Raw genomic sequence first — 24,298 nt, forward strand, 5'->3', positions numbered from 1 at the left:
AGGAAATCCGAGTATAGGCATGCCACCGCGGGCGGGATTGCCGCTGTGACCAAGGGCGAGGAGCGTGGGACGAATGACAATGCCAGCCGCATTGCCGCCGCCAAGCGTGTCGAACCGCTGTGCCGGCGCCGGCGACGAACTGCGCAACACGAGGCGAGCGGAATTCCGCCCGCTTACATCTGCCGGAACGATACGATCGCCGGGGTCCAGGGCGCTGTACGATCCCGCGGCGATGATCGAGATCGAGGCCATCGCGGCCGTGCGGGGCGGTGCCTGAAGCCTGACGCAGGCCGGAAGCAAAAAAGACGCCGCAGCGTCTTTGTCCTACCCCTTCAGCGCCTTCGCCAGCAGCTCGTGCAAGGCCGCGAACTCCGGCTTGCCCACATAGCGCTTGATGATCCTGCCATCCTTGCCGATGACGAAGGTGGTCGGCGTCAGCGACACGTCGCCGTAGGCCTTGGCGGCTTCGCCGGTGATGTCCAGCGCGACCTTGAACGGCAACTGCCGCGTCTCGGTGAAGTTGACCACGTAGTTCGGCGGGTCGTACTTCATCGCCACGGCAATGAATTCCAGGCCCTGGCCCTTGAACTTGTTGTACGTGTCGACCATTTCCGGCATCTCGGCCACGCAGGTGGCGCACGACGTGGCCCAGAAATTCACCATCACCACCTTGCCCTGCAGGTCGGCCGGGGTGATGCGTTCGCCCTTGATGCCGGTGAACGTGACCTGCGGCGCGGCGGGCGCGCTGTTCAGCGAGGTCCAGGCAACCAGGCCCAGCCCCGCGATCACGGCTGCCGCGATCGCGGGCTTGATCCACGCTTTGGAGGAAGTGCTCATGGCCGTCGGGTCGAACCGGTCAGTTCGACGACTGTGCAGACGCCGGCGTGTTCTGGTACTGCTTGTACTCCTCTTCCGAGATGTACTCGAACACGCGCACCACCTTCGTCACGCCGTTCACGCCACGGGCGATCTCGGTCGCGCGGTTGGCTTCGAACTGCGTCACGCGGCCCATCAGGTACACCTCGCCGCGCTCGGTCACCACCTTGAACGAATTCGCGGAAATGTCCTTCGCGTCGACCAGGCTGGCTTTGACTTTCGTCGTCAGCAGCGTGTCGTTCGAGCGGGAGGTGTAGCTGGCCGGGCCGAGGATCGCCAGCTCGTTGGTGACCGATTGCACGCCGTCGATGGCCTTCACTTCGCGCTCGACGGCATTCTTCGTGGCCTGGTCCCGCACCTCGCCGGTGATCAGCACCTTGCGGTTGAACGAGTTCACGTTCACATGGCCGGTATCGTCGAGGATGTTGCGCAGCCGCGCATCGGCCTTGACGGCGATGGTCTTGTCCTCGGTCTGCGCGCCGAACGTGCGGCGGTCCGATGCCGCCATCGTGCCGGCGACGGCGCCGCCCACGACCAGGCCCACGCAGCCGGACAGGCTGCTCATCAATGCGCCGCCCAGCAGGGCGATCGCGACGGGGCGCTGCAGGCGAACCAACAGGGCTTTACTCATGCACATCTCCTCCGAACAGCGCGACGTCGATGCCGTCGCAAATGCAATGGATACACGTCAGGTGTACTTCCTGGATACGCGCCGTGCGCTCGGCCGGCACGCAAATGTGAACGTCGGCGTCGGTCAGCATCTTGCCGATGGCGCCGCCGCCCTTGCCGGTCAGCGCGACCACGCGCATTTCGCGCTCCAGCGCCGCCTCGATCGCGGCCATGACATTGGCCGAGTTGCCCGACGTGGAAATCGCCAGCAGGATATCGCCGGCCTGGCCGAACGCCTGCACCTGCTTGCTGAAGATTTCGCGGTAGCTGTAGTCGTTCGCCACCGCCGTCAGCAGCGACGTGTCGGTGGTCAGCGCCAGCGCGGGCAGCGGGAAGCGCTCGCGCTCGAAACGGCCCACCAGCTCGGCCGCGAAGTGCTGGCAGTCGGCAGCCGAGCCGCCGTTGCCGCAGGCGAGGATCTTGTTGCCGTTGGAAAGGGCCGCGAACATCAGGTCGATCGCCTGCGCCAGCGGTTGGGCGAGCACGGTGGCGGACTGGATCTTGGTTTCTGCACTTTCGTGAAAGTGCGCAAGGATGCGTTGATTGGTCATAGTCTTGAAATTATATAGTGCTGCGCACGGTCACGCCCGGCAACGCCTGTTAATAATGCTTACAAAAGAGGCTTGTCAAAAGTATATGCCCGATGCGCCGCCGGTATGCCCGGGCCCCGGCAAATCTTCGGGAAAACCACTCAGTATGCCTTCTTGCCCGGCACGGTCACGGTGATCCGCGTGCCGGCGCCCGGTTCGCTGCCGATTTCCAGCGTGGCGCCGATGCAGCCGGCGCGTTCGCGCATGCCCACCAGCCCCCAGTGGCCGGGCCGGTGGCCCGCCGCGGCGACGGCTTCTTCCAGGCCGCGGCCGTCGTCGCGAATCCGCACGATGAATGCGCCGGTACTGTACTCCAGTTCGAGTTCGATCCGGGTGGCATTTGCATAACTTGACGCATTGAACAGCGCTTCGCGCGCGATGGCGTAGATTTCTTCATGCACTTCCGGGCGCAACTGCCGCGGCACGCCATGGATCTTCATGTCGAACGCATGCGGCCGGTGCTCCGCGAGCCCGTTACCGAACTGCCCGAGCGTCAGTTCCAGCACTTCGGGGGTCGGCGACTCGCGCAGCACCATGATCTGGTCCCTTCCTTCGACCAGCAACTGTTCGGCGAGATTGAGCGTCTTGTCCAGGCGTATGCGTTCCTGCGTGCCTTCCTCCAGGTGCCGGCTGTGGGCATCGAAGGTCATCAGGAGGGCCTGGATGCTCTGCAACAGGGTATCGTGCAGGGCCCGCGCGATGCGCGTGCGTTCGGCCAGGCGCTCATGCAGGCGCTCATGCATCAGTTGCGTGACGTAGCGAATGCGCAAGGCATAGGCGGTGTACAGCAGCAGCAATCCGGCCGCCGCCAGCAGCACCTTGAACCAGGCGCTCTGCACGAACGTCGGCGCAATGGTCATCTCCAGCACCGCGCCCTTCGGGTTCCACAGGTTGTCCTCGTTCGATGCGATGACTTCGAAGCGGTAGCTGCCCGGTGCCAGGTTGGTGTAATACGCTTGCCGGCGGCCCGCCGGCTCCTGCCACGCGCGATCCATGCCGACCAGCCGGTAGCGCAGGCGCACCCGCTCCGGCAGCGACAGGGACAGGGCGGTGAAGTCGATCTGCAGGTTGCGCGTGCCTTGCGGCAGGTCGAGCGCATGGCCATCGAGGATGGCATGGCGCACCCCGTCGGCGGTTACGCCGGTTATTTCCACCGGCGGCGCCAGCGGGTTGCGCAGGATATTGGCGGGATCGATGGTGCCGACCGAATTCGTGGTGGCGTACCACAGCACGCCATCGCGCGCGCGCCGCAGCGAAGGCACCGGCCGCAACTGCGGCGCGTGGCCCTGCATGCCGTCCTGCGCATCGAAACGTTCGAAGGCCACGGCGGCATGTTCGTCGCGCAGCCAGCCGGCCAGGTCGGCGGCGGCGACACGGTACAGGCCATCGGCGCCATGCAGCCACAAGTCGCCATCGGGCAGCCGGACGATGCCCGAAACGCCGCGAAAACGCTCGTCATGCCTGCCGTGCAAGGCGGCAAAGCGGCCGTTGCGGTACAGGGCGACGCCATTTTCGCCGCCCGCCCACATGGCCTGGCCATCGGGATACAGGGTCAGCACCGTGCCCAGTTCCAGCCCCTGCCCGGGGCCGAGCCCGCAGACCTTGCCGCCGTCGACGACCGTGACTTGGCTGCGCAGGTGCGCCAGCCATAACTTCCCGTCGGCGTCGCGGGCCATCGACGTGGTCAGCAGGTCGGGAATGCCCTGCAGTCCCCCGGACCTGATCCATTGACCGGCGACGAGCTTGTACACCCCGCCGCCGGTGTTGAACGATGCCCACAGCGCGCCGTCGCGATCCTGCTGCATCGCGTGGACCCGCATGCCTTGCATGCCGCCCGGGAAACCGAGCGAAGCCAGCGTGCCATCGGGGTCGCGCCGCAGCACGCCTTCCATGCCGCCGAGCCACAGCACGCCGTCCGGCGCCGTGTAGCTGGCGGTCAGCTTGCCCGGCACCTCGCGGCGCATGTGCCCGCCGGGGCCATGGCTCAACAGGTCGCCGGCATAGTCGCCCACCCAGGTATCGCCGGCGGGGGACGCCACCAGGGCGGGATATTCCAGTTGCTTCGCCACGGCCAGCGTGCGCAGGCGGTTCGGCCGCAGCCGGTCGATCCCGCGCGACGTGCCGATCCACAGATTGCCTTCGCGGTCCTGGAAGATCGCGCCGAGCATGGGGCCGCTGATGCCGTTCAGGTTCGACAGGCGCTGGTCCGGCAGGCCGGGCCCGGCAGGGGCCGTCTTGCGCTCCAGGCTGTCGACATGCGTCACCCACATGGTGCCCTGCCGGTCGAAGTACATGCCGATACCGGCGATTTCGGGCCTGGCCGGTGCACCGGCGGGCGGCGGCGCGGTACGAACCCGGTGATAACCCCGTTCGAAATCGTTGCCCCATAACGTGCCGTCCGGCGCCTGGCTCAGCCAGACCAGCGCATGGCGCGGCCATGCCCGGCTGAAGCGGGACTCGCCCGGGCGGCGAAACCAGGCACCGGAATTGGTTCCCGCCCAGGTCGTGCCGTCGCGCGCGAACAGGATCTGGAACACGCCCCTGTCGGGCAGGCCGGCTTCGCGCCCCAGGTACCGGAAACGCTCGCCGCCCGGCGCCAGCACCGCCACGCCGTCGCGCATCGCCACCCAGATCGCACCGTCCGGCGCCGCTTCGATATGCATGACGCCGACCGGATGCAGGCCTTCGCCTTCCATGAAGGTGCGCGACCCGTCCTTCCTGAACACGGAGACGCCGCCGGTGCGGTAGCCGACCCAGAGCGCGCCGTCCGGCGCGGTGGCCAGCGCCATGATGTTGCTGGAATCGAGCGGGTGGCCGTGGATCCTGTCGATGCGCTCGAAGCGCACGCCGTCGAAACGGTACAACCCGGTCGGTGTGGCGATCCACAGCCAGCCATCGGCACCCTGGGCGAATTTCGTCACGCCGGTGGGCGCGCCATCCAGGTCGGTCCAGGCGGTATGGGTGTAGTCGGCGAGCAGCGGGGCCGGTGCCGTGGCATGTGCGAACGGGTATGCGGCCAGCAGGAAAAGAACAAGCAGGGTCTCGAGAATACCGCGGATCATCTACTGGGTATCGTTCGGCGGACAGCCACCGGGCGGATTGTCGGCGCCCCGGTCGTCGAGCGGCAGGCGGACCGTGAACCTGCTGCCCTCGCCCGGGCCTTCGCTTTCGGCGGCGATGGTCCCGCCATGCATGTGCACCAGGCCGCGGGCGATCGACAATCCGAGCCCGAGGCCACCCTGGGAGCGATCGATCGTCGTCGGCCCCTGCACCAGCGATTCGAATATCGTCGGCAGCACTTCCGGCGCTATCCCGACGCCGGTATCGGTCACTTCGATGACGGCTGCCGCGCCGGCGCCTTCGTCCGCGCAATGCATTCGCACCGCGATCGTTCCTCCCGCCGGCGTGTATTTTATGGCGTTGGCCAGGAGATTGTCGATGACCTGCGCGAGCCGGTTCGCGTCGCCGGTCAGCCAGGCGTCCACGACACGAACCGACCATTCGTGGTCCTTGCTGTTGGCCACCATCCTGGAGTCGCAGCAGAATTTCACGAGCTCGCCCACGTTCACCCGGGCAGCCTGCAGCGTCACCTTGCCGGACAGGACCCGGCGCACATCGAGCAGGTCTCCGACCATGTGGGTGAGGTGCGCCAGCTGGCGAACGACGATGTTCCACGCCTTTTCCCTGTTCGGTGCCGGCAGTTCCGGCAGGCGGATGACGGAGACGGCTGTGGTGATCGCCGCCAGGGGATTGCGCAGTTCATGGCTCAGCATCGCGATGAAGTTGTCCTTGGCATGGTCCTGGGCTTCCGCGCGCAGCCGCGCCGAGCGCTCCATGGCGAGCAGCTGTTCGCGCTCTTCCTCCAGTGCTGCGCGTGCGGCGCTTTCGCGCGCCAGCGCCAGGCCGGTGCGGTGCATCACGTGCAGCAACCCGTCCGCCTCCTGCAGCCCCGAGGGCGTCACCTGGACAACCGTTCCTTGTGCCAGTGCCTGCGCCGCGGAGGTCGCACCCAGGAGTGCCCGGTCGATACGGCGTGCGAAAAAGACCGCAATGCTGAAGGCGCCGCCCAGGATCGCCAGCAGGGCAGCAGCGGCATACCATGTCGCCAGCCGCACCGCCGATTCGATTTCTTCGACGGGAATGCCGATAGCCACGGTCCAGTTGGTAAGGCTGGACCGGACAAAGATGTCGTAGACCTCGATGCCTTCACGCGTGGCATGCCGTATCACGCCGTTCGGTTGCCGGCGCGAGGCTTCCCGCAACTCGGGGCGCACCAGTTTGCCGACGAACCGGTCGGCACTTCTGTTGCGTGCGATCGAGATGCCGTTCGCGTCGAAGATGCCGACGATCCAGCCGGGCTTCAATGCATGGCGCTGGAAAACCTTGTTGAAATAATTGGGATCGAATATCTGCGTGAGGACATATTTCCTGCCGGCGGATGCCGGCACCGGAACGTTGACGGACACCACGCCCCGCTTCGAACTCGCACCGATGAAATAGCCGCCGACCCGCGCTTCCCCGGCGTCGTAGATCTTCGCGGCCCACTTGCCGGTATTCCTGGCCAGCGGCGTGCCGTAGGGGACCAGGGTATTGATCAACCCATTGCCGTTATAGTCCGCGACCAGCGTCCAGCTCAACGGGGAAGCCCGGGTTGCGGCCAGCAGGCGATACAGGCCGTCGAAATCGTCCGTCCTGATTTCCTGCGAATGCGCCACGATCCGGAGCGCCGCTTCGGCCCTGGCGATTTCGCTGTCGATGAGCAGCGACGTGGAATTGGCCATTTCCTCGATGCTGCGAATGCGTGCTTCCCGCTCGAAGCGCAGCAGCATCGACAGGCCCAGCGTGGCGAGGCATGCCACGGGCACGATGATCGCCACCAGCATCAGCAGGAAATAAGTGCGTGTCTTCATGGGGTTCGGCGCTGTTTTTCGCGCACAGACTCGCAGGTGATTGCTCAACCGGTCATGTTATCACTTCGGCAGCATCGGATCAGCCTGCTGCCAGGCATTGCCGGAGGCGCTCAGTCCATCACGTTCTTCAGCCAGCCGATCGATTCGCCATCGATGGCGATCACGTCGAACCGGCATGGCGGCAGCGTTCGATAGCGCAGCAGGAAAACCTGGGCCGCGATCTTCATGCGGCGCTGCTTGGCGGGCGTGATGCTGGCGGCGGCGCCGCCGAAGGCGCGGCTGCGGCGCCGGCGCACCTCGACGAACACGAGATGGGTGCCGTCGCGCATGACCAGGTCGAGTTCGCCGCCCTTGCAGAGGAAGTTGCGCTCGATGAGCACCAGGCCGTGCGACAACAGGTGATCGAGGGCGGCATCCTCGCCCAGTTGCCCTTTTTGCTGCTGGTCGGTGCGGCGCATCGGCACCCCTCGGCCGTTATGGCGTGGTGGAGACCGGTACCGGTACGCCGTTGCGGTAGACGGCCGCCGGTTCCACGCGCTTCACGCGCGCCGGGCCGTTGCCGAAGTCGATCGACAGCTTGCCCGTGACGCCATCGAGCGCGATCGGCTGGCCCGGATGCAGCGCGATTTCACGCGCCACGCGGAAGGCATCGATGCCGAGCGCGTACAGGCGTTCCATGTCCGCGGTGAGGCGTTCCTCGTCGCGCGGCACCGGCTGCGGGTAGGCCGTCACGGTGGGGCTGTCGCGCTCGACCTGCCACGGCAGGTCCAGCAGCTTGACGCCATCGAGTTCGGTGCCCTGGTACAGCGACACGCGGCCCGGATTGAGCGACGATGTGCCGTACAGCGGAATCTCGCCCAGCGGCGGCGCGGCGAGCGCCACGCGCAGCTGGCGGGCCTGGCCGGCATCGAGCGCGGCGAACAGCAGGTCGACCGGTTGCTCGGCCAGGCGGGCACGCAGCGCCACCAGTTCCGGGTCGCTCAGGTAGCCGTTCAGCGCGGCCAGTTCGAGCGTCTTGGTGGCCATGCCCACCTGCGCGGCATGGCCGGCAAACGCGCTGGCGATGCGGCGCTGCCAGGCGGCGCTGCCGGACAGGATCATCACGTTGGCACCGGGATGCTCGCGCGCGGCCCACTCGGCCACCTGGCGCGCCTCCTCCTCGATCGACAGGCCGATCGACAGCATCTTCGGCGGCAGCGCGGTGCCTTCGCGGTCTTCCGGGTGATTCAGTGCGATGGTGGGCTTCGTCACCAGCGGGCTGGCCGCGAGGGCGGTGACGGCGGAGCGGGCCAGCGGGCCCACGATCATGTCCTGTTGCGCCAGCGTGGACTGGTAAGTCGGGAGGACGTCGCCCGCGGCGTCGCCCGTTTCGACGACCGTGACTTCGAAGCCGGCGCGGTCGCGTTCCCAGGCCGCCATGAAGCCGGCGCGCACGGCATCGGCGGCGCGGCCCAGCGTCTCGGAGCGCAGCGGCAGCAGCAGGCCGATGCGCACGGGCTGGCCGGTGGCCGCCGCGGTCGCCTGGCCTTCGTTCGCGGTGCCGGGCATCGCCACGGCGAACGTTTCGACCTGGGCATCCGCCTCGGGGGGCGGGGCGGGCCGGCGTTCCGGCGGCGCGGTAACGCGTTCGGGCGGGCTTGTCACGGTCTCGATTGGCGCGCACAATGCCCCCGGGCTGCCGCAAGGCGTGCTGCACGCGGAAACCGACAGCGCGGCCGCCACGCACAACAGCAGTGTTTTGATTTTTTCAGCCAGCATCCTACCCCCAATGACAGTTCAAGAATCCAGCCCGATCGCCGCCTTGCCGGTGCTCGGCGAGACCGCACTCCAGACATATCCTACGGCAACATTGTACGTAGTGGCCACTCCCATCGGCAATGTTACCGACATCGGCCTGCGCGCGTTGCACGTTCTGGGGCTGGTCGACGCGGTCGCCTGCGAGGACACCCGCAACACCTCGCACCTGATGCAGCGCTTCGGCATCAGCAAGCCCTTGCTGGCCGCGCACATGCATAACGAAAGGGAGGCGGGCGAGACGATCGTGCGGCGCCTGCAGGCCGGCGAGCGCATCGCGCTGGTGTCGGATGCGGGCACGCCGGCCGTGTCCGACCCCGGCGCGAAGATCGTCGACGCGGTACGGGCGGCGGGCCTGCGCGTGGTGCCCTTGCCCGGTGCCTCGGCCGTCGTGGCGGCGTTGTCGGCCAGCGGGCTGGTCAACGACCAGTTCTACTTTGTCGGCTTCCTGCCCGCGAAATCGAAGCAGCGCGAGACGGTGCTGGCCACCCTGCGCAACGTTACGGCCACGATGGTGTTCTACGAGGCGCCGCACCGCATCACCGAATTCACGCAGGCGCTCGTGGCGGCGTTCGAGCCCACGCGGCAGGTGGTGTTCGCGCGCGAACTCACCAAGCTGTTCGAGGAGATCCACCGCTGTCCGCTGTCCGAAGCCGCGGCCTGGCTGGCCGGGGACGCGCACCGGGAGAAGGGCGAGTTCGTCGTGCTGCTGGAAGGCGCTGCGGCGCAGTCCGACGCGCAGGAAGCCGATGCCGAGCGCATCCTGAAGATCCTGCTGGCCGAATGCTCCGTCAAGCAGGCCGCCAGCCTCGCCGCGCAGATCACGGGGATGAAGAAGAACGCGCTGTATGACCGCGCGCTGGTGCTGAAGGGCGAGGGCTGATCGCGCCACCGGAACGTCATCGGCGCAGCAGTTCCTCGATACCGGCGGCTGGCACTGGCCGGCTGACGTAGTAACCCTGCATCTGGTCGCAGCCATGCTCGCGCAGGAACTGCAGCTGGCGGGCGTCTTCCACGCCTTCGGCCACCACTTTCAGGTTCATGCTGTGGGCGAGGGCGATGACCGAATGCACGATGGCGGCATCGTCGGCATCGTGCGTGATGTCGCTGACGAACGAGCGGTCGATCTTCAGGCTGTCGATCGGAAAGCGCTTCAGGTACGCCAGGCTGGAATAGCCGGTGCCGAAATCGTCGATCGCCAGTTGCACGCCCATCTCGTTGAGCTGGCGGAAGATCGCCACCGCGGCCTGCGGGTTTTCCATCACCGCCGTTTCCGTGATCTCGAGCGCCAGGCAGGCCGGGTCGCAGCCCGTTTCGCGCACCAGCCGGGCCACCAGCTCCACCAGGTCCCGGTGCTGGAACTGGCGGGCGGACAGATTCACGCTCACCGTCAGCGGCGGCAGCCCCGCGTCGCGCCAGGCTTTCTGCTGCGCGCACGCGGTGGCCAGCACCCAGTCGCCGATCGGCACGATCAGGCCGGTCTGCTCGGCGATCGGGATGAAGTCGCCGGGCGGCACCATCGGCCCGAGCTGCGGCTGCCAGCGCAGCAGCGCCTCCACGCCGACCACGGCACCGGTCGCGATATCCACCTGGGGCTGGTAATGCAGCCGGAATTCGTCGCGCTCCAGCGCGCGCCGCAATGCGCCTTCCATGCGCAGGCTGTCCAGCGCCTGCATGCTCATGCTATGCACATAGAACGCGTACTGGTTGCCCCCATCGGCCTTGGCGCGGTACATCGCCGTGTCGGCGTTCTTCAGCAGCGTGGGCGTATCGGTGCCGTCGCGCGGATACAGGCCGATGCCGATGCTCCCTGTGGGGAAGATCTCCTGCCCGCGCAGCAGCATCGGCCGGCACAGCGTGTCGAGGATTTTCTGCGCGACGGTGCAGGCGTCGCTCTCGTGCGCCAGGCCCCCCAGCACGACCACGAACTCGTCGCCGCCCTGCCGCGCCGCGGTATCGGTCTCGCGCAGGTTCCTCCCGATGCGCCGTCCGATTTCCACGATCACCTCGTCGCCGGCATCGTGGCCCAGGCTGTCGTTGATGTTCTTGAAACGGTCGAGGTCGACGAACATGACCGCCACCAGCGTGTGCGTACGATGCGCGTGCGCGATCGCGTGCGACAGGCGGTCTTCGAGCAGCAGCCGGTTCGGCAGGCCCGTCAGCGCATCGTGGCTGGCCATGCGCAGCAGCGTTTCCTCGGCCCCCTTGCGGCGCGAGATATCTTCCACCACGGTGATGTAGCGCCGCTCGCCCGCCGCATCGAGCAGCGACGAGACGGTCACGTTGATCCACACCGCGTGGCCGTTCTTGTGCAGGTAGCGCTTTTCGCGCGAATACTCGGCCAGCTCGCCGGAGCGCAAGCGCTGCTGCAGCGCTTCATCCTGCGCGCGATCGTCCGGATGCGTCAGTTCCACCGTCGTCAGCCGCTGCAGCTCGGCTTCCGTATAGCCGGTGATATCGGAATATTTCCGGTTCACGCGCAGCGGCCGCCCGGTGGCACCCACGTGGGCAATGCCCACGGCCGCCTGGTTGAACGTCAGCCGGTACAGTTCCTCGCGCTCGCGCAGCAGCGCCACATCGAACTCGTCTATCGCCGCGGGGCAGGTGCCTCCGCACGCCGGTGCCAGGTAGCCGAACTTCAGGTTGGCGGCAATCGCATCGGCCGCCTCGAACAGGTCACATATCATGCCGGCATTAAAACAAGTCCGGCCAGAACATTTATTGATCTAGATCAATTATTTAGAAATGAACATCACGGCGTGTCATCGCCACAGTATTCGGCGTAGCCGGGCATCCGCGACAGCCGTTCCATGTAGGCGGCCACGGCCGGCAGATCGGCGTGCGCGATCGGCGTCGCGCGCCAGCGATGCACGGAAACACCGATGACGACGTCGGCCACGGAAAAGGCGTCGCCGGCCACATAGGCGCCCGTCTGGGCAAGATGCCGGTCCAGCAACGCCATTTTCGCGTTCCAGTCGCGCACCCCGGCCGCGACGGCTTCCGGGCCGAACTGAGTGCTGCCGCGCAGCAGGGTCATGAACGCGGGCCGCCACGCGGCATTCAGTTCAGTGGCTTGCCAGTCCATCCATTGCTCGATGCGGGCCCGCTGCAGTCGGCCGGAAGGCAGCAGGGCGCTGTCGTGCGCGAGGTAGCGGCAGATCGTGTTCGATTCCCACAGCACCGTGTCGCCGTCGCGCAGCACCGGCACCTGCGCATTGGGATTGAGCGCCAGGAATTCCGGCACATCCGGATCGCGCTCGCCCTTGCCCCACGGCTCGAGTTCGAACGGCAATTCGAGCAGGCGGCAGGTCCACAGCACCTTGCGCACATTGATCGAAGGGAGTTTCCCGAGAATCGTCAGCATGTCGTCACCATTTGCAGCCACTGTCCTTTTTATCCGCGAGCATGATCAACGGCGCAAGCAAGCCTGCGCCGGCGTAAGCGGTACGGCAGTCGCCCCGGGTGGCGTTGGCCACGTTGCGTCCGAACCGCTGTTCCTTGGTTTCCTTCCATTCCTTGCCCTTGTTCAGCTTTGCCGCCGCCCAGTTCATCGGCGGCGGTTCCAGGTTGTTGGCCATCTTGCGGGCGGCGCCGCGCGCCGCGTCCGGATCGAAGTCCGGCACGCCTTCGGCCGGGGCCGGCTCGGCGGGCTGGGCCGGAACCATGGTCATCGCTGGCGGCGAGGCGGTATCCAGCTCGGCACGTTCGGGCTCGGGGCGCCCGGCCGCCACGCGTGCGGATGCGGAAGGCGTGATGGACGCGGGGCGGGCGGCCTGCTTGACCGGCTTCGCCGGCCCGGCTGGCGGTTCGACGATGGCGACCGGCTCCGGCATTGGCTTCGGTGGCGGCAGGATGCGCACTGTCAGCGGCTGGGCCCAGCGTGGCTCGTGCGATGGCATGGGCGGCACCGAAGGCGTACGCAGCATAGCCAGCAGCAACACGTGCAGCACGAAGGAAATCGCCACGCCGGCCACGAGCCTGCGGCGTGGCCTGGTCGGGTAAGTCAGGGTCTGTTGCATGGCTCCACGTCCTGGAACAGGGATGCCAGTTTCTCACATTGCACATTTGATAATCCACCGAGGCAAGAATATTTTATCGGGATCTTGACGCCCAACTGTCATCCGCGTATGATCTTGCTTCTTCGGAGTGTAGCGCAGCCCGGTAGCGCATCTGGTTTGGGACCAGAGGGTCCAAGGTTCGAATCCTTGTACTCCGACCAAGATTCATCAAAAACCCCTGCAAGTTTCGGCTTGCGGGGGTTTTTGTTTGTGCGCGCGGTTTGTCGCCGATTTGTAGCCGATTTATAATCGGCTTCGACCGGGTTCATTTGCACTTGGCATCTGGCACGAAATAATGTATAGTTCTGCTTCTTCGGAGTGTAGCGCAGCCCGGTAGCGCACCTGGTTTGGGACCAGGGGGTCCAAGGTTCGAATCCTTGTACTCCGACCAAGATTCATCAAGAACCCCCGCAAGTTCACGCTTGCGGGGGTTTTTGTTTGCGCGAACCGTTTACTGTTTACTGCCGGGTTCGTGTCACATCGGTGCCTGGCACCAAGGTGACATCGGTGCCTGGCACCAAAGTGACACGAGCCCGGCAATGATCAGGCGCTGCGCTTGGCCAGCAATGCATTCCCGGCACGGCTGGCGCTCTTGCGCCCGAGGAACTGGGAGATGTATTGCCCGGCGTCGGCCACTGCATCGAGATCGATACCCGTTTCGATGCCCAGGCCGTTCATCATGTACAGCACATCCTCGGTCGCCACGTTGCCGGTTGCGCCCTTGGCATACGGACAGCCGCCCAGCCCGGCGACGGACGAGTGGAAGATCGAAATGCCCAGTTCCAGCGACGCGTAGATGTTCGCCAGCGCCTGGCCATAGGTATCGTGGAAGTGGCCGGACAGCGCTTCGACGCGGAACGCGCCGATCGCCGTCGTCATCACCGCCTGGGCATGGCGCGGCGTGGCCACGCCGATCGTGTCGGCGATGTCGATCTCGTCGCAGCCCAGGTCGCGCATCCGCGCCACCACGTCCGCCACGGCGGCCAGCGGCACCTCGCCCTGGTACGGGCAGCCGAACGCGGTGCTGATGCTGCCGCGCAGCCGCACGCCATGTTCCTTCGCGGCGCGGGCCACCGGCTCGAAGCGCGCGATCGATTCGGCGATCGAACAGTTGATGTTACGCTGCGAGAAGGCTTCCGACGCGGAGCCGAAGATCACCACTTCATCGGCCCTGGCTGCCAGCGCGGCTTCGAAGCCCTGCAGGTTCGGCGTCAGCACGGAGTAGACGACGCCGGGCTTGCGCGCGATGCCGGCCATCACATCGCGGCTCGTCGCCATCTGCGGCACCCATTTCGGCGACACGAACGCCGCCGCTTCCACGTTGGCGAAGCCGGCGGCGGACAGGCGGTCGACCAGCGCGATCTTCACGTCGGCCGGCACGTTTTCCTTTTCGTTCTGCAGGCCGTCGCGCGGGCCCACTTCGACGATCTTCACTTTCTTCGGCAGGTTCATGTCGGTATCCAGTCAATATCCCGGTTCAATATCCAAGCTCGCGATCGACGACGTCCGCGACCGGCTCTCCGCGCTCCAGCTGCCCGATCTTGCCGGCGATCTGGCGCACGCTTTCGTCGCGCAGCGTCAGCGCCGAAATGTGCGGCGTGATCGTGATGCGCGGCTCTTCCCAGAACGGATGCTGCGCCGGCAGCGGCTCGTTGCGGAACACGTCCAGCGTGGCGCCGGCGATATGGCCGGACTGGATATAGGCCAGCAGGTCCGGCTCCGCCAGGTGGGCGCCGCGGGCCACGTTGATCACATACGCTCCCCGCGGCAGCTTGCCCAGGTTGGCGCGGTTCAGGATGTTGGCGGTGGCCTCCGTCAGCGGCAGCATGCAGACGACCACGTGCGTGCTGCGCAGGAACGCGTCGAGCCCGTCGTCGCCGGCAAAGCAGCGCACGCCGTCGATCGCGTCATCGGTGCGTTTCCAGGCCTGCAGCGGAAAGCCGAACGGGCGCAGGCAGTCCAGCACGCGCCGTCCCAGCGCGCCGGCGCCCATCACTCCCACGGTGAACGTATCGCGCTCGTGCGCGGCCAGCGGCCGCCATTCGCCCACGGCGGCCTGGTCGTCGTACTGGTCGAAGCGGCGGAAATGGCGCAGCACCGCGTGGACGACGTATTCGCCCATCTGCACACCCATGCCGGCATCGCCCAGGCGCACGACCGGCACGTGGCGGGGCAGGGCGCCATTCTTCAGCAGCGCATCGGCGCCGGCGCCCATCAGGAAGATCGCCTTCACTTCGGCCAGTTCGCGCAGCATCGCCTCGGGAGGCGCCCAGACCACGGCGTAATCGCAGGGCGGCAGCTTGTCGCCGCCGCTCCACGTCACGCATTGCGCCCCCGGCAGGTTGCGCGCGAAGTCGTCGGCCCACGGGGCGACGTTGCCATCGCTGCGGTACAAAAGGATGCGCATTCAGTTCTCCTCAGGCGGCGGCGCGAAAGGCCAGCAGCGGCGCGCCGTCCGTCACCTGGTCGCCCACCGCATACAAGATCTCATCCACCGTGCCGTCGTGCGGCGCGGTGATCGTGTGTTCCATCTTCATCGCTTCCATGATGACGAGCGGCTCGCCTTTCTTCACGTCCTGCCCCTGCGCCGCCAGCACGGCGACCACCTTGCCCGGCATCGGCGCGGTGAGGCGCCCGCCTTCGGCTTCGCTCTCGCCGGCATGCGCCATCGGGTCCTGGTAATGCAGCACATGGTGGCCGCCGCCGGTAAAGACGTGGAACGTGTCGCCATCGCGGCGCACGGTGCCGTGCACCGACGCATCGCCGAGCCGCACCGACAGGTCGGCGCCATCGCGCGCCAGCAGCGCCACGTCGACGGCCAGGCCGCGAATGCCCAGCTCCCAGCCGTGCGGCAGGTACGTGAACACGGGCGCGTAGTCCTTGCCCGCTTCGTCGCGGAATGCCAGCGTGCGGGCATAGCGCGCGTTCAGGCGCCAGCCCAGCGCATTGCTCCATGGGTCGCCCGGATTCGTGCCGCGCGCCTGCGCCGTCTCGTGTCCGATCAGCGCCACGGCGGCCAGTGCCAGCGCCGCCACCGGCACCGAGCGCGCCGGCGGGAACAACACCCCGGCGTTACGCTCGATCAGGCCCGTATCCAGGTCGGCGTTGGCGAACGCATCGCTTTCCACCAGGCGCTTGAGGAACGCCACGTTGCCGGCCAGCCCCACGATCTGGTACTGCGTGAGCGCCTGCGCCATGCGCGCCAGGGCCTGCTTGCGGTCGGCGCCCCAGACGATCAGCTTGGCGATCATCGGGTCGTAGAACGGCGAGATCGCATCGCCTTCGCGCACGCCCGAATCGACGCGCACCGCGGCAGGGAGGCCGGGGGTGCCGCCCACTTCGAACTGCACCGCATCCGGCGTGTCGAGGTGGCGCAGCGTGCCGATCGACGGGAGGAATCCCTTGTCGGGGTTTTCCGCGTAGATCCGGGCTTCCAGCGCATGGCCGTGGATTTTCAGGTCGTCCTGCCGTTTCGGCAGCGGCTCGCCGGCCGCCACGCGCAACTGCCATTCGACCAGGTCGGTGCCGGTGATCATTTCGGTGACCGGGTGCTCGACCTGCAGCCGGGTGTTCATCTCCATGAAGTAGAAGCTGCCGTCCTGGTTTGCGATGAACTCCACGGTGCCGGCGCCCACGTAGCCGACCGCCTTCGCGGCGGCCACGGCCGCGTCGCCCATCGCCGCGCGGCGTTCGGCGGTCATGCCCGGCGCCGGCGCTTCTTCCAGCACCTTCTGGTGCCGGCGCTGCACCGAGCAGTCGCGTTCGAACAGGTAGATGCAGTTGCCGTGCGTGTCGGCGAATACCTGGATCTCGATGTGGCGGGGGCGCTGCAGGTATTTTTCGGCCAGCACCTTGTCGTCGCCGAACGAGCTGATCGCCTCGCGCTTGCACGAGGCCAGCGCCTCCTTCAGGCTTGCGGCATTCTCGACCACGCGCATGCCCTTGCCGCCGCCGCCGGCGGAAGCCTTCAGCAGCACCGGATAGCCGATGCGGTCCGCTTCGCGCTGCAGCAGCCCGGCATCCTGGTCGTCGCCGTGGTAGCCGGGCACCAGCGGCACGCCGGCTTTTTCCATCAGCGATTTCGCCGCCGACTTCGAGCCCATCGCCCGCATCGCCGCGGCCGGCGGGCCGATGAACACCAGGCCCGCCTCATGGCAGCGTTCCGCGAACTCGGCGTTCTCGGAGAGGAAACCATAACCGGGATGGATCGCTTCGGCGCCGGTGGCCAGCGCGATGGCGATGATCTTCTCGCCGCACAGGTAGCTTTCCTTGGCGGGGGCGGGGCCCAGCAGCACGGCCTCGTCGCAGACGGCCACGTGCTTTGCGTTGGCGTCCGCTTCGGAATACACGGCCACGGTGCGGATGCCCATCCTGCGGGCGGTGGCGGCCACGCGGCAGGCGATCTCGCCGCGGTTGGCGATCAGAATTTTCTTGAACATGGGGTGTCTCCGTAATCGTTGAGCGGTGCCGCGCCCTCTGCCGGGGCGCTGGCGTTCTTACTCAGCAGCCGCAGGCTTCCTTCTGCACCGATTCCAGCGTGGCGGCGCGCGTGCGCAGGCCCAGCTTGTCCAGCAGCGCGCGGTCGTCGTTCGCTTCCGGGTTGTCGGTGGTCAGCAGCTTGTCGCCGTAGAAGATCGAGTTGGCGCCGGCCATGAAGCACATGGCCTGCACCGCTTCGCCCAGTTCGCGGCGGCCGGCGGACAGGCGCACGCGCGCCTTCGGCATCGTGATCCGGGCCACGGCGATGGTGCGCACGAATTCCAGCGGGTCGAGGCGATCCAGGCCGTGCAGCGGCGTGCCTTCCACCTGCACCAGGTGGTTGATCGGCACCGATTCCGGATACGGGTTCAGGTTCGCCAGCTGCGCGATCAGGCCGGCGCGCTGGTCGCGCGTTTCACCCATGCCAACGATGCCGCCGCAGCACACCTTCAGGCCGGCGCTGCGCACGTGGCCCAGCGTATCGAGGCGGTCCTGGTACTGGCGGGTGGAAATCACGTTGTCGTAGAACTCCGGTGCCGTATCCAGGTTGTGGTTGTAGTAATCGAGGCCGGCGGCCTTCAGGCGTTCGGCCTGGTCCGCTTCCAGCATGCCCAGCGTGGCGCAGGTTTCCAGGCCCAGCGCCTTGACTTCGCGGACCATGGTCTCGACCTTGTCCATGTCGCGGTCCTTCGGGCTGCGCCACGCGGCGCCCATGCAGAAGCGGGTGGCGCCGTTTTCCTTGGCCTGCTTCGCCGCTTCCAGCACGGTTTCGGTATCGAGGATCTTCTTCGCTTCAACGCCGGTATCGTAGCGCGCGGCCTGCGGGCAATAGCCGCAGTCCTCTTCGCAGCCGCCGGTCTTGATCGACAGCAGCGTGGCCAGTTCCACGTCGCCGTCCGGGAAGTTGGCGCGGTGCGCCTCCTGGGCACGGAACATCAGCTCGTTGAACGGCAGTTCGAACAGGGCCAGCACATCCTCGCGCGGCCAGGTGGCCGCTTCGGGCAGCGTGATCGGCGCGGTCGGGCGGTGCAGGGCGACGGTTTTCGGTTCATGCAGGGACATCGTGTTTTCCTTAGTGTTCATTCGTGTTGCGCGTTGCGTGTCACGGGTGTTGCGTGTCGGGTGTTGCTTGTTACGGGTCACGGCGGGCCGGCCAGTTGGGCAGCACCGTGAAATCGAGATGTTCGGCCGCGGCGGCGGCAGTCGGTTCGGCCAGGCGCGGCACGCGGCCCAGCAGCGGTGCCGGAATGCGGTCGGCAAGCGCCTCGATATTCTCGTCGGCGAACGTCATCTCCGGCTCCAGCGCGTTGGCCACCCAGCCCACCAGCTGCAGCCCGCGCGCGGCGATCGCCTCCACGGTCAGCAGCGCATGGTTGATGCAGCCCAGGCGCATGCCCACCACCAGCACCACCGGCAGGGCGAGCTGCTGCGCCAGGTCGGCGGTATCGTAGTCGTCGGTGAGCGGCACGCGGAAGCCGCCCACGCCTTCGACCACCGATGCATCGCTGGCGGCGGCGATTTCCACGTAGGCCGCCAGGATCGGCACCGGGTCGATCACGATGCCTTCCAGCTCGGCGGCGATATGCGGCGCGGCCGGTTCCTTCAGCAGGAACGGCGTGGTGATCGACTGCAGCAGGTGCACGTTGCCGGCCGCGGCCAGCTGGTCGCAATCGTCGTTGTGCAGCTCGCCGTCGCGCAGCACGGCGCCGGCCGCCACGGGTTTCATGCCGCAGGCCTTCACGCCCTGGCGCACCAGCGCATGCAGCAGCGCGGACGAGACCAGCGTCTTGCCGATTTCGGTATCCGTGCCGGTCACGAAGCAGGAGAAGCGGGGCGGCAAGCCTTTCGCGGCCAGCGCCGCCTGGGTTGCGGGCGCCGGCTCATCGTCGACATGCGCCACAACGCTGGCGGCACCTTCCTTTACGGGAGCGATCACCGGGTCTTCAAGTGCCATCGCGGCTCCTTTCCATGTGGGCATTCACTTCATTGATTGCGTCGACCAGCAGTGCCACGTCGGCCTCTGCATGACCGGCGGACAGCGTCACGCGCAGCCGCGCCGAATTGGCCGGCACCGTGGGCGGGCGGATGCCGCCGACCCAGATGCCGCGCTCGTACAGTGCCGCCGCGGCGGCCATCGTCGCGTCGTTGGCACCGATGACGACCGGCTGGATCGCGGTCTGCGACGGCAGCGCGCTCCAGCCCGTCAACCGCAGGCCATCGTGCCATTGTGCCACCAAACGGGCCAGGTGCGACCGGCGGTCCTGGCCCTCGCTGCCGGCGATGATGTCCAGGCTCGTCAGCAGCGCGTGGGCCAGCGCCGGCGGCGCGGCCGTGGTGAAGATATAGGGCCGGGCGCGCTGGACCAGCGTTTCGATCACGGTGGCGTGCGCGGCGACGAATGCGCCGGCCACGCCGGCGGCCTTGCCCAGCGTGCCCACGTAGACGAGGTAAGGCGAGCGCAGGCCGAAGTGTTCGAGGGCGCCCCGGCCGTTCTCGCCCAGCGTGCCGAAGCCGTGCGCATCGTCGACGATGAGCCAGGCGCCATGCTTCTCGCACAGCGCCAGCAGCTCCGGCAGGGGCGCCAGGTTGCCGTCCATCGAAAACACCGAATCGGTGACGACGATCTTGTTGCCGGCGCGGCTCGTGCCCAGCAGTTCGTCGAGCGCTTCCACGTTCGCATGCGGGTACACCTTGACGGTGGTGCGGGCCAGCCGGGCGCCATCGATCAGCGAGGCGTGGTTCAGCGCCTCGCTGAAGATTTCCGTGTCGCTGTCGCCCGCCGCCAGCGCCGTCAGCACGGCCAGGTTGGCCATGTAGCCGGTGCTGAAGTACAGCGCCCGCGCCTCGACGAGGTGCGGGCCGGCGAAGTCCGCCAGCCGTTCTTCCAGCACTGCATGGGCGCGGCCGTGGCCGCTGATCAGGTGCGAGGCGCCGCTGCCGGCGCCATAGAGTTGCGTGCCTTCGCGCAGCGCGGCCGTGATGGCGGGATGCGCGGCCAGGCCCAGGTAATCGTTGCTGCAGAAGGCCAGCAGCTCGCGCCCGTCGACCGTCGCGCGCGGGCCGCACGGCGTGTCGACGGTGCGGCGCGTGCGGATCAGGTGCTTGTCGCGCAGCCCTTGCAGGTTCGCGTCCAGTTTATCCAGCAGTTCCATCAGCCCTCCGCCAGCGTTTGTTCGAACACGGCCTGGGTGCGCGCGACGAGGCCGTGGATTTCCTCGTCGTCCAGGATATACGGCGGCATCAGGTAGACGGTCGAGCCGATCGGCCGCAGCAGCAGTTCCCGCCGCGTGGCGTTGGCGAAGAAGCGGCGCGAGAACGTCCTGTCGACCCCGGTCGCGTCGAATGCCCAGATCATGCCGCGGTTGCGCAGGTTGGCCACCCGCTCATGGCCGGCCAGCGGCGCCAGCGCGCTGCCCAGCTTTGCCGCGCGGGCGCGGTTCGCCTCCAGCACGTTGTCTTCCTCGAAGATGTCGAGCGTGGCCAGCGCGGCGCGGCAGGCCAGCGGATTGCCCGTGTACGAATGCGAGTGCAGGAAGCCGCGCGTGATGTCGGCGCTGTAGAACGCCTGGTAGATCGCTTCTTTCGTGAGCACGAGCGAGAGCGGCAGGTAGCCGCCGCTGATGCCTTTCGACAGCGTGACGAAATCCGGCCAGATGCCGGCCTGCTCGCAGGCGAAAAAGGTGCCGGTGCGGCCGCAGCCCACGGCGATCTCGTCGAGGATCAGGTGCACCTGGTGGCGGTCGCAAAGCTCGCGCACCAGTTGCAGGTACAGCGGATCGTGCATGGCCATGCCGGCCGCGCATTGCACCAGCGGTTCGATGATGATCGCCGCGATCCGGCCGGCTTTCTCTTCGAACAGCCGCTGCACGTCGGCGGCGGCGCGGCGCGCCACGTCCTGCGCCGTTTCGCCATCGGCGGCCTGGCGCGCGTCCGGCGACATTACGGTCTGCGTCGCGCGCAGCAGCGGGCCGTAGGCATCCTTGAACAGCGCCACGTCGGTGACGGCCAGCGCGCCGATCGTTTCGCCGTGGTAGCTGCCCTGCAGGCAGACGAACTCCTGCTTTTCGCTGCGCCCCGCGTTGCGCCAGGCATGGAAACTCATCTTCAGCGCGATCTCGACCGCCGAGGCGCCGTCCGACGCATAGAACGCATGGCCCAGCGCGCCGCCCGTCAGCGCGGACAGCCGCTCGGACAACCGGATCACCGGCTCGTGCGTGAAGCCGGCCAGCATCGCGTGCTCCAGCCTGTCGAGCTGGTCGCGCAGCGCCGCGTTGATGCGCGGGTTGGCGTGGCCGAACAGGTTGACCCACCACGAGCTGATCGCGTCGAGGTAGCGGCGGCCGTCATGGTCGTACAGCCAGGCGCCGCGGCCGTGGCTGACGGGGATCAGCGGCACAGTCTCGTGGTGCTGCATCTGTGTGCACGGGTGCCACACGCTCTTCAGGCTGCGCGCCACCCAGTCGCTGTTGTCGTCACTGGTACGGTTCGTCAAAACTCGGTTACTCCAAAATCAGTTGAGCCAGGCAGGCTTGCGCTTCTCGAGGAACGCCGCCACCCCTTCGCGCCCTTCGCCGGACGCGCGGATCTGCGCGATGCGGTGCGCGGTATCGGCGATCAGCGTATCGGTCACCGGCTGGCCGGCGATTTCGCTCACCAGCGCCTTGGCCTGCCGTACGGCGTTCGGGCTGTTGGCGGCAAGCGCATTGGCGATCGCATCGACCTGGCCGTCCAGCGTGGCGGCGGTGGCGATATCGTGCACCAGGCCGATGCGCAGCGCTTCCCTGGCATTGAAACGTTCGGCGGTGAGGAAGTAACGCCGCGCGGCGTTCTCTCCCATCGCCTTGATGACATACGGCGAGATGGTGGCCGGGATCAGGCCCAGCTTCACTTCGCTCAGGCAGAAGTGCGCGTCGTCGGCGGCGATCGCGATATCGCACGCGGCCGCCAGGCCCACGCCGCCGCCGAAGCAGTCGCCGTGCACCTTCGCCACCACGGGCTTCGGGCAGGCATAAATAATGCGCAGCATGTTCGCCAGCTGCATCGCGTCGGCGCGGTTTTCCTCTTCCGAGTAGCCGGCCATTTTCTTCATCCAGTTCAGGTCCGCGCCGGCGCAATAGGCCGTGCCGTTCGCGGCCAGCACGATGACGCGGATGCCGTCGACCTGGCCCAGCGCCGTGAAGGCGGCCGTCAGCTCGGCGATCGCCTGTTCGTTGAACGCGTTGCGCACTTCCGGGCGGTTCAGCGTGACCGTGGCGATGCTGCCGGCGGTGTCGATGGTGAGGGTGTCGTAGTTCATGTGTTGTTCCTGGGTTGCCGGTTACATGCGGAAGACACCGAACTTCGTGTCCGGGATCGGCGCGTTCAGCGCCGCCGAGAGGCCCAGCCCGAGCACCATGCGGGTATCGGCCGGGTCGATGATGCCATCGTCCCACAGCCGTGCGCTGGCATAGTACGGGTGGCCCTGGTGTTCGTATTGTTCCTTGATCGGCTGCTTGAAGGCGGCTTCCTCGTCCTGCGACCATTGTCCGCCCTTTGCCTCGATGCCATCGCGTTTCACGGTGGCCAGCACGGAGGCGGCCTGCTCGCCGCCCATTACCGAGATGCGCGCGTTGGGCCACATCCACAGGAAGCGCGGCGAATAGGCGCGGCCGCACATGCCGTAGTTGCCGGCGCCGAAGCTGCCGCCGATGATCACGGTGAACTTCGGCACCGCGGCGGTGGCCACCGCGGTGACCATCTTGGCGCCGTTGCGGGCGATGCCCTCGTTTTCGTACTTGCGGCCCACCATGAAGCCGGTGATGTTCTGGAGGAAGACCAGCGGAATCTTGCGCTGGCAGCACAGTTCGATGAAGTGCGTGCCCTTCAGCGCCGATTCCGAGAACAGGATGCCGTTGTTGGCGATGATCCCCACCTGCATGCCGTGGATGTGGGCAAAGCCGCACACCAGCGTGGTGCCGTAGCGGGCCTTGAATTCGTCGAATTCGCTGCCGTCGACGATGCGGGCGATCACCTCGCGGATATCGAAGGGCTTGCGCGTGTCGACCGGAATGACGCCGTACAGCTCTTCCGGCGCATATTTCGGCTCGACGGTCTCGCGCACGGGGAACTGCGGCTTTTGCCGGTTCAGGTGCGAAACGATGTTGCGGGCCAGCGACAGCGCATGGGTATCGTTCTGCGCCAGGTGGTCCGCCACGCCGGACAGGCGGGTGTGCACGTCGCCGCCGCCCAGGTCCTCGGCCGTCACCACTTCGCCGGTGGCCGCCTTCACCAGCGGCGGGCCGCCCAGGAAGATCGTGCCCTGTTCCTTGACGATGATCGATTCGTCGCTCATCGCCGGCACGTAGGCGCCGCCGGCGGTGCATGAGCCCATCACCACGGCGATCTGCGGGATGCCCTGCGCGGACAGGTTGGCCTGGTTGTAGAAGATGCGGCCGAAGTGGTCGCGGTCGGGGAAGACTTCATCCTGGTTCGGCAGGTTGGCGCCGCCCGAATCGACGAGGTAGATGCACGGCAGCCTGTTCTGCTCGGCGATCTCCTGCGCGCGCAAATGCTTCTTCACCGTGACCGGGTAGTAGGTGCCGCCCTTCACGGTGGCATCGTTGCAGACGACGACGCATTCCTGGCCCGATACGCGGCCGATGCCGGTGATGATGCCGGCCGATGGCGCGGCGTCATCGTACATTTCGTAGGCCGCCAGCTGGGAAAATTCGAGGAACGGCGTGCCGGGATCGAGCAGCATGCGCACGCGCTCGCGCGGCAGCAGTTTGCCGCGCGCCGTGTGCTTCGCGCTGGCCGCCTCGCCGCCGCCCTCGGCCACCCTGGCGACACGGGCGCGCAAGTCGTCCACCAGCGCCCCCATGGCGGCGGCGTTGGCGCGGAAGTCTTCGCTGCGCGGATTGAGTTTGCTGTCGATGTGCGGCAT

General features: G+C 67.2%; 21 protein-coding genes and 2 tRNA genes. 4 read left to right on the plus strand and 19 right to left on the minus strand.

Annotated elements, in window-relative coordinates; genetic code table 11:
• Positions 1–73 precede the first annotated feature (73 nt).
• A complete protein-coding gene (locus tag GJV26_RS14100) occupies positions 74–277 on the plus strand; it encodes a hypothetical protein (RefSeq protein WP_155709357.1) in 204 nt (67 codons plus the stop codon).
• 47 nt (positions 278–324) lie between these two features.
• Here GJV26_RS14100 and GJV26_RS14105 read toward each other — a convergent pair whose 3' ends face one another.
• From GJV26_RS14105 to GJV26_RS14135, 7 genes are all read right to left on the minus strand, one after another.
• A complete protein-coding gene (locus GJV26_RS14105; RefSeq protein WP_155709358.1) occupies positions 325–837 on the minus strand; it encodes a peroxiredoxin family protein in 513 nt (170 codons plus the stop codon).
• Between the two features lie 19 nt (positions 838–856).
• Positions 857–1,513 (minus strand): BON domain-containing protein, encoded by a 657-nt coding sequence (locus GJV26_RS14110; protein ID WP_155709359.1) that lies wholly within the window; start codon positions 1,511–1,513, stop codon positions 857–859.
• Positions 1,500–2,096, minus strand: a complete 597-nt coding sequence (locus GJV26_RS14115; RefSeq protein WP_155709360.1) for a phosphoheptose isomerase — start codon at positions 2,094–2,096, stop codon at positions 1,500–1,502. Before GJV26_RS14115 ends, GJV26_RS14110 begins: the two co-directional genes overlap by 14 nt.
• A 140-nt stretch (positions 2,097–2,236) precedes the next feature.
• A complete protein-coding gene (locus tag GJV26_RS14120) occupies positions 2,237–5,197 on the minus strand; it encodes a ligand-binding sensor domain-containing protein (protein WP_155709361.1) in 2,961 nt (986 codons plus the stop codon).
• Positions 5,198–7,045 (minus strand): sensor histidine kinase, encoded by a 1,848-nt coding sequence (locus tag GJV26_RS14125; protein WP_155709362.1) that lies wholly within the window; start codon positions 7,043–7,045, stop codon positions 5,198–5,200.
• A 110-nt stretch (positions 7,046–7,155) separates the two neighbouring features.
• Positions 7,156–7,503 carry a YraN family protein gene (locus GJV26_RS14130; protein ID WP_155709363.1) on the minus strand — a complete coding sequence of 116 codons (348 nt, stop codon included), beginning with the start codon at positions 7,501–7,503 and terminating at the stop codon, positions 7,156–7,158.
• A 16-nt stretch (positions 7,504–7,519) separates the two neighbouring features.
• The gene (locus tag GJV26_RS14135; protein ID WP_155709364.1) at positions 7,520–8,803 is read right to left on the minus strand and encodes a penicillin-binding protein activator; all 1,284 of its coding nucleotides are present in this window, start codon (positions 8,801–8,803) and stop codon (positions 7,520–7,522) included.
• Positions 8,804–8,813: 10 nt separating this feature from the next.
• On the opposite strand from GJV26_RS14135, the gene rsmI reads away from it, so the two are divergent.
• Entirely contained in the window at positions 8,814–9,722 is a 909-nt protein-coding gene (gene rsmI / locus GJV26_RS14140; protein ID WP_155709365.1) for a 16S rRNA (cytidine(1402)-2'-O)-methyltransferase, read from the plus strand.
• 16 nt (positions 9,723–9,738) lie between these two features.
• Here rsmI and GJV26_RS14145 read toward each other — a convergent pair whose 3' ends face one another.
• From GJV26_RS14145 to GJV26_RS14155, 3 genes are all read right to left on the minus strand, one after another.
• Positions 9,739–11,526: a putative bifunctional diguanylate cyclase/phosphodiesterase gene (locus GJV26_RS14145; RefSeq protein WP_155709366.1), complete on the minus strand. Its 1,788-nt coding sequence runs from the start codon at positions 11,524–11,526 to the stop codon at positions 9,739–9,741.
• Positions 11,527–11,591: 65 nt separating this feature from the next.
• Positions 11,592–12,203 carry a glutathione S-transferase family protein gene (locus GJV26_RS14150; protein ID WP_155709367.1) on the minus strand — a complete coding sequence of 204 codons (612 nt, stop codon included), beginning with the start codon at positions 12,201–12,203 and terminating at the stop codon, positions 11,592–11,594.
• Positions 12,204–12,207: 4 nt separating this feature from the next.
• Positions 12,208–12,858 (minus strand): hypothetical protein, encoded by a 651-nt coding sequence (locus GJV26_RS14155; RefSeq protein ID WP_155709368.1) that lies wholly within the window; start codon positions 12,856–12,858, stop codon positions 12,208–12,210.
• Positions 12,859–12,981: 123 nt separating this feature from the next.
• On the opposite strand from GJV26_RS14155, the gene GJV26_RS14160 reads away from it, so the two are divergent.
• Both GJV26_RS14160 and GJV26_RS14165 read left to right on the plus strand, forming a co-directional pair.
• Positions 12,982–13,058: transfer RNA gene (locus tag GJV26_RS14160), tRNA-Pro, on the plus strand.
• A 153-nt stretch (positions 13,059–13,211) separates the two neighbouring features.
• A tRNA-Pro gene (locus tag GJV26_RS14165) sits at positions 13,212–13,288 on the plus strand.
• 152 nt (positions 13,289–13,440) lie between these two features.
• Here GJV26_RS14165 and GJV26_RS14170 read toward each other — a convergent pair.
• The 9 genes from GJV26_RS14170 to GJV26_RS14210 all read right to left on the minus strand — a co-directional run bounded on the left by GJV26_RS14170 (position 13,441) and on the right by GJV26_RS14210 (position 24,298).
• The gene (locus tag GJV26_RS14170; RefSeq protein ID WP_155709369.1) at positions 13,441–14,349 is read right to left on the minus strand and encodes a hydroxymethylglutaryl-CoA lyase; all 909 of its coding nucleotides are present in this window, start codon (positions 14,347–14,349) and stop codon (positions 13,441–13,443) included.
• Positions 14,350–14,374: 25 nt separating this feature from the next.
• The gene (locus GJV26_RS14175) at positions 14,375–15,304 is read right to left on the minus strand and encodes a 2-hydroxyacid dehydrogenase (RefSeq protein WP_155709370.1); all 930 of its coding nucleotides are present in this window, start codon (positions 15,302–15,304) and stop codon (positions 14,375–14,377) included.
• A 10-nt stretch (positions 15,305–15,314) separates the two neighbouring features.
• The gene (locus GJV26_RS14180; protein WP_155709371.1) at positions 15,315–17,336 is read right to left on the minus strand and encodes an acetyl/propionyl/methylcrotonyl-CoA carboxylase subunit alpha; all 2,022 of its coding nucleotides are present in this window, start codon (positions 17,334–17,336) and stop codon (positions 15,315–15,317) included.
• Between the two features lie 61 nt (positions 17,337–17,397).
• Positions 17,398–18,438, minus strand: a complete 1,041-nt coding sequence (bioB, locus tag GJV26_RS14185; protein WP_155709372.1) for a biotin synthase BioB — start codon at positions 18,436–18,438, stop codon at positions 17,398–17,400.
• Positions 18,439–18,508: 70 nt separating this feature from the next.
• Entirely contained in the window at positions 18,509–19,330 is an 822-nt protein-coding gene (gene bioD, locus GJV26_RS14190; protein ID WP_155709373.1) for a dethiobiotin synthase, read from the minus strand.
• A complete protein-coding gene (gene bioF / locus GJV26_RS14195; RefSeq protein ID WP_155709374.1) occupies positions 19,320–20,528 on the minus strand; it encodes an 8-amino-7-oxononanoate synthase in 1,209 nt (402 codons plus the stop codon). The genes bioD and bioF overlap by 11 nt, the downstream gene beginning before the upstream one ends.
• Positions 20,528–21,868: an adenosylmethionine--8-amino-7-oxononanoate transaminase gene (locus tag GJV26_RS14200; protein ID WP_155709375.1), complete on the minus strand. Its 1,341-nt coding sequence runs from the start codon at positions 21,866–21,868 to the stop codon at positions 20,528–20,530. Before GJV26_RS14200 ends, bioF begins: the two co-directional genes overlap by 1 nt.
• An 18-nt stretch (positions 21,869–21,886) precedes the next feature.
• Positions 21,887–22,672 (minus strand): enoyl-CoA hydratase/isomerase family protein, encoded by a 786-nt coding sequence (locus GJV26_RS14205; RefSeq protein WP_155709376.1) that lies wholly within the window; start codon positions 22,670–22,672, stop codon positions 21,887–21,889.
• A 21-nt stretch (positions 22,673–22,693) separates the two neighbouring features.
• Positions 22,694–24,298, minus strand: coding sequence for a carboxyl transferase domain-containing protein (locus GJV26_RS14210; RefSeq protein WP_155709377.1), 1,605 nt, complete (start codon positions 24,296–24,298; stop codon positions 22,694–22,696).

The sequence above is a fragment of the Pseudoduganella dura genome (assembly GCF_009727155.1).
In the GTDB taxonomy this organism is placed as follows: domain Bacteria; phylum Pseudomonadota; class Gammaproteobacteria; order Burkholderiales; family Burkholderiaceae_D; genus Rugamonas; species Rugamonas dura.

Excerpts from the sequence above, each read along its gene's own strand:
- GJV26_RS14145 (WP_155709366.1), bottom strand. The coding sequence starts at position 11,526 with ATGATATGTGACCTGTTCGAGGCGGCCGATGCGATTGCCGCCAACCTG.
- GJV26_RS14170 (WP_155709369.1), bottom strand. The coding sequence starts at position 14,349 with ATGAACCTGCCGAAGAAAGTGAAGATCGTCGAAGTGGGCCCGCGCGAC.
- bioB (WP_155709372.1), bottom strand. The coding sequence starts at position 18,438 with ATGTCCCTGCATGAACCGAAAACCGTCGCCCTGCACCGCCCGACCGCG.
- GJV26_RS14135 (WP_155709364.1), bottom strand. The coding sequence starts at position 8,803 with ATGCTGGCTGAAAAAATCAAAACACTGCTGTTGTGCGTGGCGGCCGCG.
- GJV26_RS14205 (WP_155709376.1), bottom strand. The coding sequence starts at position 22,672 with ATGAACTACGACACCCTCACCATCGACACCGCCGGCAGCATCGCCACG.
- GJV26_RS14115 (WP_155709360.1), bottom strand. The coding sequence starts at position 2,096 with ATGACCAATCAACGCATCCTTGCGCACTTTCACGAAAGTGCAGAAACC.
- bioD (WP_155709373.1), bottom strand. The coding sequence starts at position 19,330 with ATGGCACTTGAAGACCCGGTGATCGCTCCCGTAAAGGAAGGTGCCGCC.
- GJV26_RS14175 (WP_155709370.1), bottom strand. The coding sequence starts at position 15,304 with ATGCGCATCCTTTTGTACCGCAGCGATGGCAACGTCGCCCCGTGGGCC.
- GJV26_RS14105 (WP_155709358.1), bottom strand. The coding sequence starts at position 837 with ATGAGCACTTCCTCCAAAGCGTGGATCAAGCCCGCGATCGCGGCAGCC.
- bioF (WP_155709374.1), bottom strand. The coding sequence starts at position 20,528 with ATGGAACTGCTGGATAAACTGGACGCGAACCTGCAAGGGCTGCGCGAC.
- GJV26_RS14180 (WP_155709371.1), bottom strand. The coding sequence starts at position 17,336 with ATGTTCAAGAAAATTCTGATCGCCAACCGCGGCGAGATCGCCTGCCGC.
- rsmI (WP_155709365.1), top strand. The coding sequence starts at position 8,814 with ATGACAGTTCAAGAATCCAGCCCGATCGCCGCCTTGCCGGTGCTCGGC.
- GJV26_RS14100 (WP_155709357.1), top strand. The coding sequence starts at position 74 with ATGACAATGCCAGCCGCATTGCCGCCGCCAAGCGTGTCGAACCGCTGT.
- GJV26_RS14110 (WP_155709359.1), bottom strand. The coding sequence starts at position 1,513 with ATGTGCATGAGTAAAGCCCTGTTGGTTCGCCTGCAGCGCCCCGTCGCG.
- GJV26_RS14150 (WP_155709367.1), bottom strand. The coding sequence starts at position 12,203 with ATGCTGACGATTCTCGGGAAACTCCCTTCGATCAATGTGCGCAAGGTG.
- GJV26_RS14120 (WP_155709361.1), bottom strand. The coding sequence starts at position 5,197 with ATGATCCGCGGTATTCTCGAGACCCTGCTTGTTCTTTTCCTGCTGGCC.
- GJV26_RS14155 (WP_155709368.1), bottom strand. The coding sequence starts at position 12,858 with ATGCAACAGACCCTGACTTACCCGACCAGGCCACGCCGCAGGCTCGTG.
- GJV26_RS14130 (WP_155709363.1), bottom strand. The coding sequence starts at position 7,503 with ATGCGCCGCACCGACCAGCAGCAAAAAGGGCAACTGGGCGAGGATGCC.
- GJV26_RS14210 (WP_155709377.1), bottom strand. The coding sequence starts at position 24,298 with ATGCCGCACATCGACAGCAAACTCAATCCGCGCAGCGAAGACTTCCGC.
- GJV26_RS14125 (WP_155709362.1), bottom strand. The coding sequence starts at position 7,045 with ATGAAGACACGCACTTATTTCCTGCTGATGCTGGTGGCGATCATCGTG.